Raw genomic sequence first — 23,509 nt, 5'->3', positions numbered from 1 at the left:
GGCTAATAGCAGTCCGGGAGCAGAGGTGGCGGTAAGGGGGAGTGAGTTCGGCATTTCAACTACCGATGCCATGGTATCGGTCCTCAGAAATACGGATATAAGAGCGCTCAACGATTATGTCCAGAGCGCTGATCGGGAAGACCTTCAGCAAGAAATATATCGATCACTGCAGACAATGTCTGACCATGTTGAAGGAGACAACGCCAGCAGTGTTCCATTTGAGCAACGGCTCGATGTTGCTGTTGTTGATGCCAATACTCGTTTCGTCTTTGATGACGCGAGGGCTGTACGATCTGAGAGGGTAGGGAGTCGAACACGAATTCATCACCCCTTTTCGCTGCCGGAAACTAATGCAAACGGTGTATCTGCTGTTCATGAAGGAAGCCCCGAGGTGCTCAGTCACTTCGGCTCCAGAACGGCTAGATTACCCGTTAGCACTGATTCATCTACTGGTGAGCCCTTTATTGTAATGACCGTGCGTTCTCCGGACAGTGCTCTGGCTGCTATTGGTGCCCAGAGTCCTGATGCAGCAGGTTTAACAGGAAGGTTGACACTGTTGCAGGATTATCAGGCTATTAACAGTGATTCATCAGCGGCAGACGCATTTGTTCGAATTGGTGAGGATGTCCTGGCGACCTATCCGGCGGTAGAGTACCGGTTTCTTCAGCAATGGCTGTCTACTGTAGCTGATAATCTGAGCACTGAAGGTGGAAATAATCTTGCACAGGCACTGTTGAGACGGCAGGCATCAGTGACTGAAACATCCGGTTTTACAGCGCTTACAGCAGAAAAACTCCTTGAAAATACTTTTCTTAAAACCATTGTTGAGCCTGTGGATGCAGGTAACAGGCCAGCAAGTGCATCGCGTTTGCTGGTTGCTGAGCTGGCAGCTTTAACGGATAAAACCAGTTTCTATATCAACATCGAAGGTCAATCTCGTAAAGTACGAGTTGATATTGATGTCAATCGACCAGCGACGTTCAGTGAAAAAAGCAACGGTAACCCTCCATCGTTTCGTCTGGGGGTGGATATACCCGATGCCTTAAAGGGGGATATAACACGACAGAGCTACACCAGAACACTACGGAAACTTGCAGACTATAAAATACCTTCGGCTGAAAATCGTCTGGTTCAGTTCTTTGAAGGAAATAATAGTTTTGTCCGTAATTACCTGACTTACAGAGAGTTGATTGGCAATGGGGCTGCCCCGGGTTTAATCATTCGAATACTGGAAGAACAACCATTCGGTGCCAGTCAGTTGAGGGTTGAGTCTCAGGGACGACGTAGCAGTGTGATACTGGAAATTGGTCGTTCTGATATCGGAGAAATACCGGATGCCAGGCTGGCACAGGTACTTGACCAGCTCTACCCGGCAGCGCTGGTAAAAGCCTATGAATCCAGTGGCAGGAAAGCAAATCTTGATGCCTTGCTCAATGTCTGGAAAGTGGGGCCCGATGATTATGAGGGTAATCGTTTTGCTCTGACCAGTAATCTTCAGTTACTGGCACTGCCTGAGATTGTTGACCCTGTATATCGGGCCATCAGCGAATTCGGTATATCAGATCTTAGGTTTCAAAGCGGTCTTGAAACGGAACATTATATTTCAGCCCTTCAGATTATCGCTGAAGGTGGTGACACTAACCTGCAACAGGCTGTCAGAGCGGGTGTTGACTACTTTCAAAATCATCCAGAGGCTGATGGCAGCAGATTTGCCAGTGCCTTAATTGATTATCATGAGACTTTAACGGGGTCGACTGAGCAGAGTATTCTCAGGGCTGCTATTGGTGAAGAAGATCTTACATTTCTCAGTACATCGTCACGTCTGACGGCTGAGTCCCGGCAACAATTTCAGCAATTGGCACAGCAAAGATTAACGGACGCGCAATCCGTCCGAGGCAACGATGGCATCGCCGAGGTGATCTACGATCATTCGGATAATGCCTACTTCCTGCTTGATCCTTCTGAAAGCAATGTGGCTCTTCGCAATATACGTCTGGAAGTTGTTGTTAATGATGAACGTGGCCGTTCCAGCCTGATACTGAATCCAGAGGAAGCTCATAGAACCGCTTTCCAGATTCAACATCGACAAAGCGACAGCAGCCATCGTTATATTGTACTCGAAGACCCGTCGGACGGAGGTCGGTATCAGGTAGCAAGAATAAGGATCAATGAACCCGTTTCCCCTTATCTCACATCACTCATTGGCAGTAATAACCCAACCGACAGTGTGGGTCCGCGAACACGGTACGGACAACAGTTTCTCATGCAGGATGGGAAGCTTTACATTGTTGAACGGGTCACCAACAACAATAGAAACATCACGATTGATGGCGGCAAACTGGATCGCAGAGCTGGTACACGTTATTTGGCCAGAGAAGTACCGGGACAGTCTCTGGTCGAAGGTATTCAGGCTGCACCTATAGATCTGGGTCCTGAAGTCAGCCTGCAGGCAGGTGACACCACTGAGCTGATACAGGTGCTTGAAGATGCTGATGGAAGGCTCTTTCAGGTCAATGAGGATGCTCAGGGAAGACTGATTTCATCAGAGCTGGACAGAAGTGCTCACGACCGTGTTTACACCATTGAGGATACACGTTCACTCAGTGAACATCTTTTTATTGAATCGGCACAACGCCTTTATTTTGTCACCGCTTCCCCGGCAGAAGGGGAAACAGCATATCGAGTCAGACAAACCAAAGGGGTTTTCTCTGCAATAGGACCAGACGCCAACCTGCGAACTACAGAAGAAACGTTGAACTTTAACGACAGTCATAGACTGGTCCGTGTTGTCAGCAGCTCCGATGGCTCAAGTTACAAGCAGGTTATCAGGGAACTTGGCAGTAGTTACCCGGGCCATTCAGTGCTCAGAGAGTTGGATACCAGTGGCAGGTTATCCCCTCAACTGGGAGTTGAGCAGTGGCAGAAGCATGATTTTGTACGGCTCGGTGACCAGCTCTATGCCTATGCAGGTGCTGTTCCTGGTGAGGAAGGTTCGTTCAATGTTGTTGCCGTAGACTCAGTCAGTCAGGGGATTGATTCAACCTACCTGTCACAGTCTTCCGCCAGTACCAGAAGAAAACTGCTGACTACAGACAGCGGATATATTATTGAAAACCCGGATGATGGCAGTCGTACGACACTGACAGAGTCACCTTATCAGGTATTGGCCAACACCCGTGATAGCAGAATTACTCAGGTGCTGGGTTATGACTCTGAGCATCTGTCAGTCGTTGACCTTCAGCACAGTTCACAAAGTCCGGCACAGCTGTATAACAGAATAAGATCAACTCCGGGTGATATTAATCAGGATATTTATGCTTATGACAGCAGTAACCGGCAGGCTACTCAGGACACATCTTATGGTGTCAAATTTGAGGCGCCTGATGCTGTTCCTGCAACCAGAGCTATCAGTATAAACGACAGTGATACAGTGACCACTATTGAGCAGCGGACACAGGTTGCTATTAGTTCGGTTGAGACAGTAAGGCCGGAAACAGAAGTCAGCGAAGGTTTTCCTCGAGGTAATATATTAACGCTTAACCCTGAGTACTATGGTGATACGGGGGAAAGGCGTATTGCCATTTATATATCGCCTGAATACAACAGAGCGGTAAGTGGAAACATTAGAAATGGCCTTGAATATATCAGTCAAACTATTACCTCACTGGTCAAAAACCATGAAGAGGGTGAGCATTTTGTAACTGCTTTAAATAACCCCGACATTTCCGACCGTTTCACGACGGTGGGTGATTTGATTACAGAGGGAGTACTTACCAGCACCAGCCTGAACGGCTCGGATGCAGCAGAACTGCAGTTGCCAGATAATATTCGACAACTGATTGTGCTTGCTCCGGAAGAAACATCTTCAAGGCCAGTTGCTTATGGCAGATCAACGGACGCAAAGCTTAGTGTTCTGACCATTGACCCATCTAACTATCCCTCTGTTGGTGACCAGACCCAGTTACTTACAGAGTTTGCTGAGTCAGCGCATCAACTGAGCAGTACCCCTCAGGGTGAAACAAGAAGCGAATTTTCACCAGAGACAGTCGAGGGAGAGATCAGGGAAGAGCGGAACATGCCTCAGATTGACCGGACTATGGATGCACATCCGATATTTGAAGAAAACCGGCCTGGACGAATCGGTTTTGAGGCAGAGTATGGCCATCTTGAGTGTAATGGGCCACTGAGAGCACAATTGGCAGAAACCAGTAAGGCTTTTGTACGAGACTATGCATTCTTGTCATTGCAAGTTGATGGTTATAAAGGCTTCCATGTTCTTGAAATAGTTTCAGCCCCCCTGGTGACGGAAACCTATAACGGTGATGATGACTACAAAATAACCCATCAGGCTTTATTGGATGCCTTAGATGAGCTTGCTTATTCCCATAGAAGCACCGTAGCGGATGTGATTGCAGACTATAACCGCCGTATCACCAGAATTATGGGAGAAGAAAGAGCAAGCCGATATAAAATGTTTACAACCGATACACATGGCGCAGACGGTGTAATATTATCAGCGGAACAAGCCGCTCAGCTAACCATCAGGTATAGAACCGAACTTCAGCGGCTGCCCGTGCCAGCTCCACAAACAACCATATCGTTTCCCTATGAAGCTATCGGTAACCCTCTCTCAGAGATAGAAACCTTTTATACCTTTCCCGGCTTTATAGACAGGGACATACTGCATCAGGCTCAGCTCATTGGCTCAGAACTGGCACGTGATATAGCTGGCGAGTCTTCCGCCTCTGCGCACATGAAGTCGCTGATGACGCAGTTTATGCAACAATTGATATACGACGCTACAGCAGTACAGGGAAGTTTGAGCAGTAAATTCGACATTTCAAAACATGATGTTGTTGCAAATCTGCGACTTGGTACGGCTGACGCGATCGCTACCATCCTCAGTGATGAGGATATTGCTTTAGTGAAGGGTTATATCGATCGTATCGGAATAACTGCTTTTAATGAAACTGTTTTATCTCACCTGGATGAGGTATCCGGAAGACTCTACTCAACGGCTGACAGTTCGGTCTGGCAGGCTCCACCAGCGGAGGTAAAAGCAAGGTTGAAAGGACTGTTTGTCGACCTTGTGAACCATCGGAATGAACATGGCAGGAGTGCTATACCTCGCTCATCAGATCAAGTGTTTACCCTGCCTGGAGCAGGCAGAAAAGTGTTTCCTGTCGACGCCATTAATGCACCTTCCCGTGTGCCGGTATCGGAACACAATGGACAGTATTTTGTAGCACTTGAATTACGACAGGGCCGTCACGATTTTAATAAACTCCGGGTAAGTTCACCGGATGATCTGGGTCTGACGGCAGCGATACGTTATTTGCAACACCCGGAAACCCTTGGTAGCGATGAAGAAGTTAACCGGTATTTTCTGGAAAAAGCCTCTTCTGCCTATCTGGAGGCTTCAAGTGAAAGACGGGCTTATCTTGACTCCGAGACCCGAGGCATTGTGACTCAGCTGCCGGAGTTTGAACGCAGTAATCTTGAATACGACTTGCATATCTATTTAGGTGAGTCTTATGAACTGTCCAATCATATTGATATAAGGGAGTCATTGCGTCCTGTCATCACAGGTTTAATGGAGCAGCGAGTCAAGAGTCTTCAGGTTGATATCAGAGCTCAACGACCTATTGACCAGACAACATTGACTGCTTTATCAAGCCTTGGTCAGTGGACTCCTGATGCAACGTTCGAAATTACATTGCCTGATGGTAGTCGGATTGAAACCAGCTTTAATGAATTTTTGGGTGTAGGAGAGTCAGGCCTGGATCGTGTCAATGATCCAGGGAATCTATCAATAGGGATTGCTGATGACAGTAACCTTCGCTTACCTGAGCAGGGCGTAGGCTTTTTGCGTCAGGACAGTAATGGTGAGAACCCTGTTATTCCTTCCGACGGACAGGGTAATGGCTATATCAAGGAAGCGGGCCGTTACGATGTTCAGGTTCTTCAGTTAACAGGTAAAGAGGGGGAGGAGGCATCATTTCCTGAAACCCGAATGATCGTCGATCTTGAGAAGTATCGTCAACTTTGGGAATCAAACCAGTTGCAAGATGGGCATGTCCAGAAAGATGTTGAGGCTATCTCAAGGCTTTTTATTGATGGCACTACAGGTGGTAACCGTCGTGAAACGGTATTACTGGGCAGAAGAAAGAATGTCGACTTTTCAATGGGACGCACTGTTGAGATTGAACTGATTCCTGATCAGGACTTTAAGGATTCTCACCTGAGTCTCACTCCCGATGAAACATCAGGTTCATACAGGGTGGCAATAGGTACCCGGGATATTCATACCATTCCGGTCAGCAGTGTTGATGCAGCGGTCAGTCAGTTGTACGGACTGGCTTTGATCAACGGAGTTGAAACGGGTAATGAAGGAACAAGTGTAAAGGGATTGTTGCTGAGAGGCTTGAAAATAGACCGTGCTTTGCTGGTGCAGGAAAGAGGTACTGTTGAGCTGACTGATGAGTACAAAGTCGCTCTGCCATCAGCTGATGATCTCTATCATCAGTTTGTTGGCAGAGGCAGTCATGGACTTTATGAAAGAAGCGGTTCAGCTGCAGACTTCAAAGATGCCATCAAATGGTTCGCAGGGCAGGATACTGCCACTGCAAAGAAAGCCTACCAGCGGGCGTTTGAATTTGTTGCCAGTAGTAGTGATGTTCCAGAGTTAGAGACATTTTCCAGACAGCTTGTCGATCAACAGCGTAACGGCGGTCGAGATCAGGCCAGAGCTATCAGGTCAGCTGTCGGTTCTGAAAACCTGGTGGTGCTGAGAAACCGAACCGCAACAGATGCTTCTCTCAGGCAAAGCCTGACTCGCTATGTCTCTCTGGCTCGGGCTGAAGCCACTAAAGCGGGGCGCGCTGATGGTGTTGCCGAGGTTCCTCGCGATGACAGTAACAGACCTTATCGCGCCTATGCTCCCATTGAAGCGCCTGACAATGTCCAGCTTGGTGATCAGGGCAATTCAGCGCAGAGAGTTCTGGTAGACGACCAGAGAATAGGACATGCCATTGTTGACGGTACCGGTTATGTTGACAGCGCCTATCAAGTAGCCAGTCCCTCAGATGGTGCCAACCCACAGAATGGCCTCGGTGCAGGTTTGCGCTGTAGTAGGGCGGCTGGCGGCAGTTGTGGCGGTAGCTTTCTGCTGATGGAAGACGAGCTTCGCCCTTATCGTCAAATCCCACTTTCAGATATCAGTGACACAGACAGTTCAAGCCTGTTTCGTAGTCTGAAACTGGTTGAATACGATGCTCGTCTTTATCGAGTTGAAAGCAGCGACAGTTCCGGTGTTACGGCAAGGGATACTGGTGTTACCAGAGTCTTTCAGGCGATCAGTGATACACCTCCAACCGCAGATGCTGTTCAGTTGCCAGCAAGTCTTAGTGAAAAAATCAGAACGATAGCGGTCGAGCGTGCGACGAATGATGTTTATCAACTGCATATCGCTGATAACAGTCAATACCCTGCAGTAAGATTAACCAGCACCGATGAGTTATTGCCGGTTCTGCCTGCGCTGGTGGTTTCGGATATTAAAGAGCGCACCGTTAATGGTGTGAGGACATATGGGCTCCCTCTGTCTGATTCCGCAGATGGCCGTTCACAGGTCATGCTACTGACTTCTGGTCGCAGTACCGCTGATGCTGTTGCTGCAGCAGAAGCTGGTAGACGCTTAATCGCAAACCCTGATACTCCTCTTAAAACACTGACGTCTACCGATGGCACTGTTGGTATTGTATTCAGGTCAGAGTATCAGGGGGGTGGACAGTTATCGGCTACTGGCCAGCGTTTTGTCGATACCCTCGAACATTATTTTCTCGAGCAACCATCAGGGCAACAGCTGCTTGAATACCTTCAGGGAAGTGCAGGTGAAACCAGGCCTGCCATGCTTTCTGCAATTGATGGTCGACTTGGCAGCACTACTCCACCCGCTGAATTGAAAGTACTGCTGGTTCTGGAACCCCATGAACTGACCGCCCGGCGAAGTCATCGTATTCAAGCGTATTCAAGCGCTTCGTCTCTGCCAGCAGCGGACGGAACTCCAGGAACAGGATCCGTAGTAAAGGTGTATGTTGACCCCCGGCTTGGTGAAGCGGCATCAGCGACGCAGAGCAATTACCGGAGCCAGGCCACGCAGGTCTTTGCCGACCTCTTCGAAGCGGTTGCAGCAGTTAGAGGGGTTGGTAATGATGCAGGCCTGGAACAGGTGACCAGAACCATTCTGAACGCAGCTGGTGTTGATTTGTCGTCGGTCACCGATTTCTCCAGAACCGGAATCGAAAACCTGGTCCGATCCGAGTACCAGTTTCCAGTCGTTCATACCGAAACGTCTCTACCGGATGCTGTGACCCAGTCAGCAATACCTGCTCAGGCAGGCTTTGAGCAGACTATAGAGGGTATACGGTTATCGGGGGTTCCAGAACTTCAGTCGGGCAGCCGTTTGGTTTTGGCAGAGTCTGTGGGCTCAGAAGGCAGTAATAGACACCTGACGCTTTATCTTGAACAGGGTGAAGGTGGAAGTCCTTCACTGAGGCTGGTAGTCAGTCAGGCCGCTGTGGCAGAACAGGCATACAGCCTGCGACAGGAGATGCAAAAACAACTGTATGTCGCGTTAAATGCTCTTGATCTCAACGAACAGACAACGCTGACCGAGCTTGTCGAAGGGGTTAATCGACGACTCGATAGTACCTTGGGAGCAGGTGAACACACCGACTACCGTTTGAGTGTTACCAGTGAACCCACCGGTTTTGTCGTTGAGCGTACCCAGGCGGCAAGCCCTGAATCAACGCTTTATCTCAGGGTTCATTATGAACGACTGGGTGACCCCTTCTCCGGTGTAGAGCACCTGGTCTACTCTTTTCGAACAGAAAACCGGACTATTTTTCGGAAAGCTCAATTCAGCGCGGAACAACTGACCAGCCGGATTCTTCAAACCTCAGGAAATGAAGCCGTTTCAGCGGGCAAGCTGAAAGCGTTACTGACTCATTTCCTGTACCAGCAGACGCAAAACCAGCTTGAGCAGTCAGGCATCCCCCATGAATTCCTGCTTCAGGCGGACACGGCTGATGTTGTCACCGCCATTCTTTCTGAAGATCAGGTCCGAGCACTAAAAAGGCATATTGAGGCGGTAGGTTATGACAACTTCCAAAGCTCTCTGGAAGAGTCGTATGGTGGTTTAACGGAGCAACGGTCAACGGTGGGTACTTTTGAACAGGAGGCTCTTTTCAGTCAGATTCAGCGGGTTTTTGTTGAGGCTGTCGATACCAGACTTGAAACTTATAATGGCAGAGCCAGGCAGTTGCCTGTGAATGGGGAAAGTCTGGTGGCGGTTGAAACAGGCAGTAGAAAACTGCTTGCGCTTGACCCTTTTACTTATGCCAGTCGTTTACCGGTACTTCAGCAAAACAGCGACCATTATATCTCGGTTGCAGTGAACAATAATGAAAACTCACTGGTCACTCTGGTCAGTGACAGTCTTACCTCATCAGGCTTGCATGGAAGAGTAAGCCTTTTGCAGAGTGCGCCGGGCTCCTCTCTTGGAGCACAGGAAGCCAGTGTTTTTCTCAGTGAATTGAGAAATCGCTCTGTCAATGCAGCCAGTCAGCAGCAGGACAGTTACTTACAGAGTGAGCTGGATCAGCGTCTGGCTGATTTCGATCAAAACACTCTTCAGCATCTGGAAGACAGACTGCTTGCTGATTCACCATCATTACAGCTTGAAGGCCTTTCCGAGGGTGAAACATTCCTGACCCGGCGACTGGCCGAGCGGCGTCTGCAGCAAATAACCATGAGTCTGGACAGTCATCAGGTTGCACCGCCTGAAAGCGTGTTGAGACTGAACCAGTTGAATGATCTGAAGCTGTTACCTGATTTATCAGTGACTCAGGGAGGAGAAGAGCTGACGGTCAGCTTCAGTGGTGAGCAGGGTCGTAATCAGGTAACAGTTGTGAGGGAATCCGGACAATCAGGGGTTCTTCAGGTCGGTCAGCGTAATGATTTCGTTTTTGCTGAATCGGGTGCAGGCTATCGACAAACTCAGGTTGAAGGAAGCCTGCACAGTTTCGAGATTTCGCTTGATGGCCGTTTGAATGCCTTACCGAAAACGACCGTTGCTCTGGATACGGAAAGTTATAGTCTGGCTCAGGAACGAGGTACTTTAAGGCCTCTGCAGATTCAGGCGGATCTGGATACTATGGCCCGTCAGCTCAGTCATGCTGAACTGGGACAACGCAGCGAAGTCTTCCGGCAAAGTGCCCTGACGGCCGGAGCGGATCTCAATGAAGGCAGGTTGCTGGTTGTACGTTTACGGCCTGACCTGACACTGGCCCAGAGTCGAATAGACGTACCTCCAGATACAGGCAGCTCAGTGCTGATCACCGTTGGCACAGCATCAGACACAAGCAGTGTAACCTTCCAGAAAACGCTCAGCCAGTTATACGGCGTTGCTCTCTCAATCAGCTATGAAGGTGCTGACAGTCAGGCTGCAGGCAATCTGGCTAAAATGGCCTGGCCATTCAGTGCTATAGATGCCGACAGTCTGGGCAATCGCATAATCCTGAACGAGCAGTATCAACCAGTCGCTGCACCAGCGACGCGTGATGATCTCTATCAAAGGCTGGTAGCGGGAACGGCTCATAATCTTGAAACTGCCGAAGGCACTCTGGCCGATTATCGCAGTGCATTTTTATATCTGGCGCAAAAGGGTCAGCTGGAAGAGGGTGTGAGTAGAGTCTACGCAGGAGTCAGTGAGGCAGGCTCAACCGAAGTATCCTTGTTCAGTCAGGCCATTCAGAATACCTATTCGGAACTGAACCGATCATTTATCGGTAACCGGACTTTGGCAGAACAGCTGTCCACTGCCATGACGCTTGAACGTCGAACTCTGCTGCGAGGCCGCCCCGGAGGAGAGTCATTCCCTGTCGAATTATCAACGCTGGTCGCGAATTCATCCGCTGCCGAACTGAATACCTATGCACAACAGCAGGGGCTGAACAGAGCCGTATTTGCTAATCAGGTACTGACTGACACGGCACCAGAAACCATTGGTTTTGACGAGGTATTACACCAGTTCATGCTGACCATTGAAGGGCAGGATGCTTATTCAAGTATTGGACGAATGCTTGAGCTGTCAGCCACACCGGCTGAGAACGGACAGTCGCAGTTAAGACTCGTTCTGGACAGTGAAGGACTAAGACTGGTTAGCGAGCAACGAGCAAGTGAAAGCTATAGCAGCGAGAGCGATTATTATCGAGCCAGGGAACTACTGGCTACCTCTCTGTCTGACAGAACCGGAAGTGACAGTTCACTCAGCAGCCGGCTTTCACGTTATAACCAGAGGGTCAGTGCGGATTTGGGTGTAGAGCGTGGTGCACGATGGCAACTCAGCTCACTGAACTCGGAAGCCATGGAAGTTGCAATAACACAAACCAGCTCTGAACCTGTTACTCGTATCAATACCAGAGTTGAATACGGTACCTTGGGTGAGCCCTTGTCGGGACTGCACCTGCAGCTCAATCCATGGCTGCTGGAAGGTGCCCAGTTTGAAGCAGAAAGTCTGGCCCAAAGAGTGACTGGAGGCACCGACAGCAGTGCCTACCTGAAGTCACTGTTTACCCAGTTTATCTATCAGGAACTTGAACGAGCGCTGGTCGACAGAGGGGAAAGACCCGCTGTACTTGCATCAGGAACCTCTGATGCTGTGACAGCAATACTCCCGCAGACCGATATCATACGGCTGGCAGCGTATAATCAGGCGACACTGATATCCGAAATGAAAGGTGCATTAGGTCGCATCGCAGAGCGTTATCAGCTAGCGTCAATTAGCCCTGATGCCTTGCCTGGGCTGGAAAGCCGGCTTCACAGCACATTCAGTGAAGCGGTTCAGTTAAGAGTTTCTGAGGGGAGAGCCTTTCAACTGCCAACGGATCGATCCATCCACTATGCCGATGGCAGTAGTCAGGTTCAGGCTCTGCCGGGGAACAGCCAGCGTATAGATCCTGTAGTGGCAGATTCAGTGCAAAGGCAGAAGGTTCGCAGTGCACCCGATGGCAGGCATTTCATTGATGTACGTATTGAACGTGTTGATAGCCCTCTCTCAGAGTTAGCGTCTGCTGCAGAAAGTACACCCAAAGGTTTGTTGTCACTGTTGCAGACAGGGCTTCAAACAGAAGCACCCTCAGCGATTAACAGGGCTCAACTGGGCATACTGGATCGGCTTTACTCTGATTTTGATACACGCGTACAAAGTCAAATTATCAGAGAAGTAAACGCCCATATAGACTCACTGGACTTAACGGCAAGACTCCGTTTTACCAATGACCTCCTGCAGCACAATCGCAGTCGTCCAGTGTCATCAACACCGGCCGGGGATGCATTGCGTCAGGCAAGAGCAGTCAGTGCCGGCAGATTGTTGCAGCATGAATTACAAGCACTGACCAGCGATATAGTGGCGAATCGGACGCCAGAGCAGGCAAGCTATCAACGTATTAACAGCTTGATGGGGCTGGCTGGAGAGCAAAGTTACAGCCTTCAGGTTCCCGCTTCTGATAGCGGTACGAGGACTATTCGTGTCGACTTTGATCGTCACATTACCGCCGATGCTTCTTACGCACTGGGTAACCAGAGCCGTGCAGTAATTGGTAATGGTGAAGGCGGCGCTCTGGTGGCAACCTCTGCCTGGTTACTGATCAAAGAAGTTATTCAGCCTTCTTCAGGACTGGAACAGGAACCTCTTATCAGCCTCAGGCCTAAGCGTATCAGAGCACAGATTGATGCCAGCACGGTATCGTTTGCTGATACCGCCAGGTTCAGGGTTGAGCGCGGTCAGGTCGGTCTGGGAGCTATGCTGGATCGGCTGAAGAGCTATAGCAACCTGGTGGAAAAACTGAATGATTCTGGTCAGACAGAGCTGGCGGGGCGGCTCAAGCAACTGGTTGCTGATGGTCTGACAACTGTCCAGGAAATAAGTACAAGAGAGCTTGGTTATACCATCGTTGATTCTGATGGCGAACCCGGTCGGAGAATAGTTACAGATATAAGTCGTCAGGCGGTACAGGAAGAGATAAAAGCATTCAGTCGTTTTCAATTACCCGAGGGCAATCGTGACTACCTGAGTGAAGGCACCAACACGCAACGGCCGGTAATTGAACAGAGCGTTGATGAGCTCGATCAGCTGGGTCACCACCTTGACAGTATTGAGCTGGATACGGACTTCCATCTGGTAAGGGAAACCGCCAGCAACGAGCAGAACCTGGACCTCAGAAATGCATTTGATAATGCCAGCCAACAACGTTTTGCAACCGTTGCACCTGTAAACCTGCTTGATATTCCAGACGTTCGAGAAAGAGTTCAGAACGCCTTTATTGAACTGGTGACCAATCCGCAGAGAGGATTAACGCCTGAAAAAGCGATTGATCATATCGTCGGCGTATTGGGAGAGGCTGGCTACGGTTCAGATACTGCAGAAATCAGGGATATTCTGCTACAAAGCCCGGATTTTCAAAAAGCGATCAGTGAAATCGGTGATACTGAAGCTGGGCGCAACAGGTTGGCTGAATTGGGTGAGAGAGCACCGGTAAACAATTTTGGAACCAGCCGGATTCGTTCACAGCTGACCAGATTTGGTAATCTCAAAGCCTGGAAAAAACTGCAGGCTTTTCAGGAACACCCCATTGTAGAAGGAGTCTTTACTCATATAGGCACGGGGCAGGCTTTGTTCGGGATAGGACAAAGTACGGCGTCATTGATTAATCTGCTTAAGTACGACTCTGTTCTTTCATCAGAGAACAAGGCTCTTGGCTATACGGGGGTTGCACTTGGCTATGTAGGAGGGACTGCAGGACTTGCGGCTACTGCCAACAGACTCCTGGCTCCCACTATAGATCATGGCGCTGGCGCAATTGGCTCACTGTTTAGACTAGGCCCTAAGACCTCACGATATGTGGCTCGAGCCCAGGGTATTGTTCTGACGCTGTTTTCCATAGGCGCTGGCATTTTTGCTCTGGTCAGTGACTCGATGGCCGCTAATACGGCAAGAAAGGCGGGTAATACCAACCTTGCGGTATTTTACGGTGTCAATGCCGCTCTGGACAGTATTGGTCTTGTTGCCGATGGCGCCAGTCTGGTCTTTGAATTTGCTTTTCCACCCCTGGCATTTGTCTTTCAGGCGATAGGTATAGCTACGGCTATTGTTCAGATAATCATTGCTCAGTTTGCCCCCCCTCCAAATGCACGACAGGATCTGGATGCCTATCTGAAGAGCCCTGCCTTTATCAGTTTTGTTGACCGACTGGCGAGTAGTTATTCACAGCAGGGTTACCAGGAGCTGCGGTATTTCTTCGATGCGTCCAGTCTGCTGGATCAGGCCACCTACAAAGAGGACCTTAGACTTCTTCAAAGAGATGTATACCGGACACTTGACAGCGATGGCACGAAAGGAGCGGCCATCCTCGATGACACTGTTGAAGAACGAACTCATGAAGGAACTGCACTGGCAGATTATGTCAAGGTGACCAAAGGCGACCAGACGGTCTATGGCTTTGGTGGTAATGACTTTATCCAACTACGAGATGATGTAGGCAGAGCGTTTGGTGGCAGGGGTAATGATACGATCATTGGTGGTTCTTACCAGGAAGGTAATCAGGGTGATGATCGCCTGATCGATGGTCTGAACAGTATTGTTCAGCGAGGTGGTCCAGGCAACGATATCCATCAGCCAGGCACTGGCTATGCGGATATAGATGGAGGGGCTGATGTGGATACACTGGTGTTACCGACACCAGCATCATACTTCAACTTTCAAAGTGGAATAGCGGCACCGTATCGACCAGGCCAGTCCTATCGCCTGAATTTGCTGGGTCACTATCTGTTTAAAGCAGATCTTGGCAGGCAACAGCTGACGAATACTCTGCATGAATACCTTGTAGATAATGGTTATACCGTTACTCAGCATCGGGCAGGTTTGAGCAATTTTGTTCTGAATGATATCTATTCTGCAACAGCCAGCAGTTCTTTCAGGGGAGGTAGGCTGGCAAATCCTTTTTCGAGATATCGTTACCGCATTACTAATCCCGGGTATGGGCTTGTTACTCATCTGTACCCAAAGTCATTTTTCATCGCCAGCTGGAATGAAATGGCTAACAACAGAGGATTGTCTTTATACGACCGGACTCGTTTTCATGACCCTGACATTGTTCCTTTCACTTCAGTCACAACCGGCAGATTTGGCCTGCCAACAGGCTCCTACAGCTTTAATTCAAACCAGAATAATCGTCAGCAGATAACCAGCTTTACTGGTGAACGACGATATTATGTGATGGGGCGGGTTCATCTTGCGATAGGCAGGTTTGGCGATCTGCTTGTCGTCGACGGCGATGAAGTTGAGGCGTTCAGATTTGGGAATATTTATGCGGGTAATAGAGGGAATGTGCGCAGAGTATGGGAGGTATCGAGAACTGATACAAGAAATGGTCAATTGTGTGCACTGGCAAGGTTTTTTGGTGTCAGGAACCCCCCCGCTTGTATATCCACAACCACGGTTACAGCCTTTGCATACAGGCGATACGCCTATGTAAGAAACGATGAGAATTATTACGGCACGCTTTATGCCTCTCATGACGGCATTTATTTCATGCGGGATGACCAGCAGCAGCTGTTTTACTTCAGTACTGAAAACTTGTTGTCATGGGCAGCTACTTCAGGCAGCACTGTGGCAAGATTTTATGCCACCTTTATCGACCTGCTGAATACCTCTGGCAGCATCAGAAATATAGAAAACATTGTTGGTAGTGAGTACGGAACCTGGCTCATTGGCAGTGACGGTAATAATGTTATTTCCGGCCGTGGCAACCGAAATAAAATCGAAGCAAAAGCCGGTGACGATACTGTTATTGCAGGTAATGAAGACAACATTATTTATCTCAATGAAGGTAATGATCGAGCCGTTCTGGGTAATGGTTATTACTGGGTCGATGGTGGCTCGGATACGGATACCGTCAGTTACAGTCAAAGAACTACAGCGCTGAATGTCAATCTTGGTAACCGGGATGTACGACAGGGTGATGTGCTGGTTGATATCGAAATCCTGCAGGGTGCTGGAACAGCAAACAGTGACATCATAGGTGATGACCGGAGTGTTACTTTTGTTCTTACTGATGGCACAAACACAGTCGATGTCAAAGGTGGTGATGATACTGTAATAGCTGAAAGAGGACAGACAACGATTTGGCTGCGGTCCGGTAAAAACCGTGTTGTTCTGGGGAGTGGACAACATTTGGTTCATTGCGGCACAGGTTCTGATGAGTTGATCATCAAGGGCTCATCCAATACCGGTCACCATTTTGTCTGTGAAACTCAATCATCGTCGCTGCTTCGCAACCGGGTGATGAGCAGCGTTCATAGCTACCAGATCAGTCGGGATTTTTATCGCTACAGATTCCAGTCTGGCAGTTCAACTGTCTGCCAGACACCGGATCGTGAGAAAGTACTCAATCTTGCTATCGATATCAGCGCTCAGACCATTACAGTCACTTCTGCTGAAGGGTGGGGAGACGGTCAGCGGAGCGTAACGTATACAGCCAGCGGCTGCCCTGCAGGCTATACAGGTTCCCGGGATCGTGAATATCCGGGACTCAGTGTCATTGCCTATCTGAGTTGTAAAAAACCAGAACAAGCCATTGATTGCCACTCACAAAGCGTGGTCGCAGGTTTACATTTCAATAGCGAGTTACTCAACCAGTTCACATGTACGGTGAAAAACAGCTATTTTGCCAGGTTTAACTTCCAGACAGGTGGTGAAATTGTTAGCAGAGAGCGCTGGGTAACGCCTGGTCAGGTCATCCACTGGCCGGACTTCAAACTTGGTAATGCCGTAATGGCAGATCACCTTCCGGAACTATTGGGTAATATAGACGTGGATGTTCGGAGTGCCGGAGGTGGAGAAATTCTGACGCCGATACTCAGCACCCGTCAGCCCGCACCAAATCCTCACTCAACGCTTCCGCCTTTACCTGAACAGACACCTGCGCCTTTATCCGAAACCTGTCGCTCACCGTTAACAAGCTTTGCTATCAGACATGAAGATACGACACTGGACCTGACTGATATCAGAGGTATTGGCGTTGTTCTGGGCAAAGCAGGGAACGATCAGTTGACCGGTAATGCTGATGAAGACACGGTATTAATCAGTTCCGGTGGTAACGATCAAATGGTCGATCTGGGGGGCTCAAACCAGTTTGTTCCCGGCTTTGGCGATGGCAATATTACTGCGGGCCCGGGCTATGACCTGCTTTTATATAACAATATCCAGACGTACTTTTCGTATACTGGGTATCCCTTTATCTACTGGAATCTTGAGCATATTGATGTCGACTACAGTCAGGGCACTGTGGTTCATCACTGGCAAAGCCGGGATCACCAGCACAGACGGCAGTTTACCGATAGATTTACGGGCATTGAACATATTGTTGGAACACCTGGTAATGACCTCTACACCGGTGATGACCGTGACGAATATTACTCACCAGCGGGTGGTGCAGATGTTGTTGATATGGCCGGGGGAGACGATACGGTGGTCATCAACAGCCAGTGGGGTAACGGCGCCCGGTATGATGGAGGCAGTGGCAGTAACACCCTTGTTTTTGATCTGGCACTGACCGGGTCATTGCATGTAGACCTGCTATTGTTTGGCATTGCCAATACCGGAGGGACTGTACTGGGGCTTCGTCATTTTAGTAATTTTATTGGCCCAAAGAATCATCCGTTTATTATTCGTGGTAACGATGACTCCAACCTGATCATTTCCCGTGGTACGGATGACAGGCTTTATGCCAATGATGGTGATGATGCTCTCATTCTGGCCAGTGAAGGTACAGCGGTGGCTCACGGTGGTGCGGGCACTGACTCTGTAGACTATCGTCGTCTTTCTAGAGCAACGGCTGATTTTTACGGTTTACTGATTGAGTTGAATTCCGGAGGAGCATGCATTGATGAGAATGGTGTCGAGGAACTGACTGGCAATGAAATGTCAGGTTCTGGCGGCGGCGATGCTCCTTGTGTTGAAGGGCTGACATTCTTCAGGTTGGCCGAAACAGGTCAAACGACAGCAAGACCTACTGTTGTTAAAGACAGACTTTACGATATCGAAGTGTTGATCGCTTCGTCACAGGATGATGAGATTTATCTGGCTGATATTGTCCGTCAGGTCGATGGTTTTTTGGGTAACGACATTATACACGCCTCTACCGGAGGCCAGATACTGAAAGGCAATGAAGGGGATGACGCCCTTTATTCTGCAGTAGGTCCGGATGGACAGGGCAGTATAACCATTGGTGGTCCGGGTATGAATCACCACTATGGCAGTCCTGTTCAGGACATCATGGTTGCCGATCGAGGCGTGGATATCATGGAAGGTCAGGCTGGTGCTGATATTTATGATGTCTATATTGATGCTGCTGGCAGTTCTATTCGTGATACTGACAGCAATAATGCTTTGCGACTTTACGGTGAAGGACTGGAAAGGCAGCAGCTTGGCTGGCAGTTAAGCGATGACTTCAATACCCTCGCGATCAATTATAACGACAGTGCACTGGTTTCTATCAGTCTTGAGCATGTCAGTCGACACTTCAGGCCCGATGGCAGCCTTGATACTGAACATTTTCTGGGCACACTGACCGAGCACCTCTCCTACTTCAGCATCACTGATACCACCACTGAACGTTCTGGCTCAGGTTTTACAGCTTCTGGCAGTGGTTCAGGATCCGCATCCGGTAGTGCTCTGGATGATGAAAGCCCTGCCAGTGATGTGCTGACCAGTGATCAACTGCGCTCTTATCTGCAGCTGGAACTGGAGACAGATCCAAGGCTGGACGGACGCTACTTTGTTGATAATGCCAATCCTATAGCTCGAGCCTCCATAGGTAATGATTACCTGGTCAGCGTCGATGGTCTTGCGCCGGAGCGAGGTGATAACTCAGGCTGGTATGAACTTTATGGTGAAGAAGGGCATGACAGCTTTGCCGTTCAGGGCAGTAAGGCAAAGGTTCATACTGGCCCGGGTCATGATTATATCCTTCTGCGACACAGTTCAATTGCTGACATATGGTTCACTGAGCAGTCAGATTCTTCTAACCGGTTGTATCTGGAAGATATCCGTTCAACAGAACTACAGGTACAACATTGGCAAGCGACCCATCTCGAACGGGTCAGCCTCGAGTTGAACAGGCGAGGTAATCACCCGGCTCCAACGTTCCCCGACAGTTACACGGTCGTTCTGGGTAACAGAGAGGAGTGGCTGGAATTACCTGAGCTGGTAACAGACGGTGGTCTGTTTATTGCCGGCGAGTTCAACGCTGATGACACTGCTTCAGGCAGGCTGCCACTGATCTCTCTCAATAGTGAATTTTCAGGTCAACAGCTGTTCCTTGAAATGGACAGCAATCAGTCTTTGATGATAACCATCATCGATAGTCTGGCAGGGCGTACTGAAACCAGAACGGTTAATAATGTGTTTATCGAAAATGATTCTGGTGATGCGTCTGGGTCAGGTAACGCTACTCTCCCGGAGACACTGCACTTTGGTGTGAGCTTTAATCCATCGGGTCTTATTGAGGTGTATAAGAACGGACGTTTACTGTCGACTCAGATCTCAATACCGCTCAGGAAGCAGGTGTTCGATGATGTACAGCTGGGCAGGGGCAGACTTTCTCGCTCCGGTGATGTGGGAGCATTGAATTACAGTGTTTCCGGAAGTGGTAGCGGTGTATCGAATGGAGTGCTGACAGTATCATCGCTGGTGATCAGTGATTTCATCCCTCCTGCTGATGTTATTTTGCTGCTGTCATCCGGTAACCAGCAAATGGTTATGATGGGATCTGATTGTCAGCCTGATCGATTCTATATGAATGGCTGGCCAGACAGTCTGGGCATGGAAGACCTGATTCTGGACGGTAAGAAGACCATTGTCTCACGATTGCAATCTGGCAAGCTGGGCAATACCGAAGCAGAGCGTGAAAGTGTTTTCCCCATCGACCGACTCAGCAATAATTATCGATTCTCGGCGGGCGGAGGAATCGCATTACTGTCTTCTGCACCAGGCAGGGAAGACACACTCGAAGTCGATGCGAACTGGGAGAGTCAGTTACTTTATCGTAAAGACAGACAGGATCTGGCTATCTATCGCATCGGTCAGGATGAAGACAGTCTGACAATCCCTCTTGAAGCCATTAATGATTCGCTACTGGTTAAAGACTACTTCTCGCCAGCCACGGATACTTCTATTGAACGTATTATTTCAGCTAACCAGCTGACCAGTAAGTATGCCGTCTGGAAAAAAACGCTCTTTTTCCCTGACGCAGTAGACTGGCTGCAGAGAGGGCAGCTTGACCACACCAGGCTTTTGCCGTCTGGTCAGGATCTTCTTTTGTATTTCAGCATGAGACTGGATGACCCACTGGCGCGGTTGAGCTCACTGCTTCCGTTAACCTGGACCAACTATAAAGAGTTTCAACAGGAGACTCCGTTGAGTCTAAGGCTTGATTCAACACAGCAAGACGATTTTACTGCCGCTGAACTGGAATTTATTGCCTGGTCAACCCGGCAGCAATTGATTGCATCGGGTCTCAGCAGTGAGTCGGCATCAGGTTCAGGGTCTGTCAGTGGTATAGGGGAATTACGACTGCCTGAACAATCCGTTTCAGAGCCTGATATTGGCAGCCCGTTGTGGTTTGAGCAGTTGCGTGTGAAGTTTGCTTTCGAGCGTACGTCTGGTATTGAAAAGCTTCCAATCGGTGAACCATTAAGAACAGATAGTTTCATTCAACTGGGCAGTGACAGTGCTGACCATTATGTCTCTAATGGTCAGGGGATGGCGCTGTTTACCCGTGAAGGCAATGACCAGTTTATTGCTAATGACCTGGAGTGGCATGCAGTTGATGCAGGAGATGGGATTGATTCCCTGATCATGCGCCATCTGAAAGCAGATATAAAAGTTGATGCGGTTAACGAGCAGGTTCTTTACGGAGAACAGGTTATTGGCAGAATCCGTAACTTTGAAAAGATTGAATGGCAAAGTGATGCACAAGGCTTTTTAAAAACACCATCGTCAATAGCTCATATCAGTGTTACTGCCGGGTTGCTCAGCTGGGAGCCTGCAGAGAGTCAGAGCCATGCTGTTGTTCAGGGTGACGGTCAGTTGGTACTGGACACACGAGACTCTGAGAATAATGCAACCGTCATTTGTGCAGGTTCGGACAATAATTTCAGTCGCCTGGAACTTTCTCTTGAGCCTGACTGGCGATCTGCCGGAGCGGTTATGGTTGAACAATACCGACCATTGACAGGATACAGTTCAAGATCCAGTGGAGCAGGAGATGGGCAGGCAGAGGCTGAACCTCACTCTGTAGTGCTTAGTGATACCACTGAAGTCGTTATGCGTTCCGGGCAACCTCGGTGGCTATTCAATGAGCGTTCTGATTATGGTGTGATAACCAATGCGGTCAGCGGCTCGGATATGACCCTGTCAGTTGTTGTCAGGCCGGACAGTGCCCAGTCAGCTGCATCAACAGGTGGGGTACCCAGAGCCAGAATGTTCGAATTCAGTGACTCGGACAGTGATGGCATTTGGATAGACACCAATTATCAGGATGTGTTTATTCAAAGCCGTGGAGGCTTGCAGAACTCTGACATAACCGTTTACGACTTCTTTTCGCAGGTTTCGACCGGCCAGTCAGGGTCTGCTATTCGTATGACCATGGTTATCAATGGTCAACAGATGATTCAGTTTTACCAGAACAGTGAGCTGTTCTTTGAAGGTACCATTTATGCGCCTGATCAAAAGATCAGAGCCAATAACTATATTGGTGCTGCTCCCGGAAGCAATGATGCCACTGACGTGTTTCAAGGAGAGCTTGGCCAGCTAACGCTGACAGGCACTGTTGCTGGCGCTGTGACGGTGCAATTATTGCAGCAGTCATGGAATGGCTATTTACTCAAAACAGCTTATGTAAAAGATAGCCTCAATATTATCAACTCAGTAGGGTGTGCTCCTGATCAGGTGACCGTTAACGGACAGTTGTTGTCTGTTGCCGAGTTTATTGCCATTAGCCAAACCATGTCGATTCCGGAAGATGGTTTCGTAGGCAGTGGTGACAACCCGGATGATGTAGATGGTGAGAGTATTTTCAGCGGTGCTTCTACTGTTGAGCCTGAGATTACACCAACAGCCTCTTCAGAACCGGTCGCCACAGAGTTACCCGCTGAGAGTATAAGGTTGTCCGTTACACAGACTGAAGTGATGCCTCAGCCAACAGCTACCGAGACTGTCATGACGCAGTCAGATCTTCCCGTACCAACAGAGACATTAAGCAGTTTGCCAGTTGAGCTTTCAGGTTCAATCAGCACAAGCAGCAGTGTGTTTGAGCCTGATTTCCCGGATGCCACTTACACCGATCCTCTGCCAGAAGCTTCATCAACCAGCATTATGGTAACCCCTGAGCCAACACCAGAGAGTGTTGCTGCAGAGATAAGCCGCTCGGAAGATAGTGATCGTTCCAATGATTTTTTTGATTTTGATAACCTGCCTGAATGGTATGAAATCGAACAATGCATTCCCGATTTCAATGGTTCATCGGCTATTTTGCCATCGGCCACTGTCGCAGCAGATCAAGGTGTATCAAGGACCATGAGTGCATTCACTCCCTCGACAACACCTGTCAGCCGGGTTCAAACCGAGTCTGGAAACAGCATGGACACAGGCCACGGCAGTGGTAGTGGCGGTGATCAGGATGTGTGTCTACTGACAAATGATAATTTTGAAATGACTCAGCGTCTTGGCAATGACGCTCTGGTTGATCTGGAAGCACAGGAAATTACGGTTGACGGAGAGCTCAGATGGCGAATGACGTCTGTCTTTCGTTTCAACTGGAACAGCCCCGATACGGTTGAAATAAGAGGCTCAAACGGCCCTGACTATCTGCGTATTGATAGAGATTCAGGTATCGCTATCGTTGATCCTGCGGGTTCAACGGATATGGTCATTAACCTGTCTGGTGAGCAGTTTACCCATGTTTATCAGAGAGACAGCGGCACTGACTTCCTGCTGAATTTTGAGTCAAACAGCTATCTTGAATTTGGTATCGGTATACAGTTTTACGATGTTCTTTACAGCAAGGCGAATGGTATTTACCAGTTTACCCTGACTAACTCATTCATCAATACCTATGGGAACCTGTTCGAGCAGGTCGTTATGCCGGATCAGGATTTTGCCGATCATCACACGGCACTGAATAGCACATTCCTGACTGGCATCAGGCCTGTGGAATACCTGAAGGCAAACGGGTCAGCCATTCCTACCCATGCAAATCTGGAACTGCTGGTTCAGGCGACTAACCAGTTCCTGAATATAAGTGGTGGTGTTATTCCATCAGACACATTGATACCTGCGAATTTCAACACTTACGTAACCAGTATTTCTTCCATTATCTCAGGGCAGTGA

The 23,509-nt window shown here is 49.0% G+C and carries 1 protein-coding gene (only partly in view); it reads left to right on the top strand.

Features of this window, described 5'->3' with window-relative positions:
- Positions 1-23,509 carry the 3' portion of a TcdA/TcdB catalytic glycosyltransferase domain-containing protein gene (locus tag EOPP23_RS17295; RefSeq protein WP_153767262.1) on the top strand. The gene continues 6,485 nt to the left of window position 1, outside the view, so the window shows 23,509 of its 29,994 coding nt (coding positions 6,486-29,994); its start codon lies off the left edge, out of view; its stop codon occupies positions 23,507-23,509.

The organism is Endozoicomonas sp. OPT23 (genome assembly GCF_009653635.1).
Lineage (GTDB): Bacteria > Pseudomonadota > Gammaproteobacteria > Pseudomonadales > Endozoicomonadaceae > Endozoicomonas_A.
Note: the sequence above shows the minus strand (reverse complement) of the source record. Positions and strands in the feature narration are given on the sequence as shown.